At 62.1% G+C, this 1090-nt stretch carries 1 pseudogene; it reads right to left on the bottom strand.

Annotated elements, in window-relative coordinates:
* Nucleotides 1–61 precede the first annotated feature (61 nt).
* A pseudogene (locus C8N34_RS25850) lies at nt 62–1090 on the bottom strand (IS3 family transposase); the annotation flags it as partial.

Here is a 1090-nt window from a genome sequence, read left to right on the forward strand (position 1 = left end):
AGAGGTGGTTCGGTTGCTCTGAACAGGTTCCGGGCGTTTTCTAAGTGGTTTTCCGCCTCGGTTATGCCGCCGCCGCTTCGGGTGTCGGCGGGTTGAAGTAGGCCTGATCGGGGGTTTTGCCGTCAAGCGACGAATGAGGGCGGCGGGTGTTGTAGAAGTTCAGATACCGGCCGATCCCGGCGCGAGCTTCGAACACGCTGGCATAGGCGTGCAGGTAGACCTCTTCGTATTTGATGGTCCGCCACAGGCGCTCGACGAAGACATTGTCGCGCCAGGCCCCCTTGCCATCCATGCTGATCTTGATCTCGCGGGCGGCGAGCACCTTGATGAAGTCGATGGACGTGAACTGGCTGCCCTGATCCGTATTGAAGATCTCGGGCGTGCCGTGACGTGCCAACGCCTCCTCGACAGCTTCCATGCAGAACTCGGCCTCCAGCGTGATCGACACTCGCCATGCCAGGACGCGCCGTGTGAACCAGTCCAGCACGGCGGCGAGGTAGATGAACCCCCGGGCCATGGGGATGTAGGTGATGTCCATCGCCCAGACCTGGTTGGGCCGCGTGATCGGCAGCTTTCTCAGCAGATACGGGTAGGTCTTGTGCCCCGGCGCTGGCTTCGAGCTGTTCGGCTTGCGATAGAGCGCCTCGATGCCCATGCGCTTCATCAGCGTGGCAACATGCAGCCGCCCGACCTTGAACCCTTCCTGGACCAGCAGACCCTGCAGCATCCGGCTGCCCGCGAACGGGAATTCCATATGCAGCTTGTCGATCCGGTGCATCAGCTTCAGATCGGCCTCCGACACCGGGCGGGGCTTGTAGTAGATGCTCCCCCGGCTGATCCCCAGCACGACGGCCTGGCGGCTGATGCTCAGCTTGGCGGTGGGATCGATCATTTTCTTGCGCTCGGCAGCAGACCCGCCTTGCCGAGCGCGCCGGACAAAAAATCATTCTCCAGCGTCAGCTCTCCGATCTTCGCATGCAGGGTCTTCACATCGATGATCGGCTCCGGCTCGGCTTTCGGGGCTTCCCCGAACACCCCGGTCGCCCCCTCAAGCAGCTGGTCTCGCCACTGCTTGATCTGGTTCGGATGA

The sequence above is a fragment of the Gemmobacter caeni genome (assembly GCF_003054195.1).
GTDB lineage: Bacteria > Pseudomonadota > Alphaproteobacteria > Rhodobacterales > Rhodobacteraceae > Gemmobacter > Gemmobacter caeni.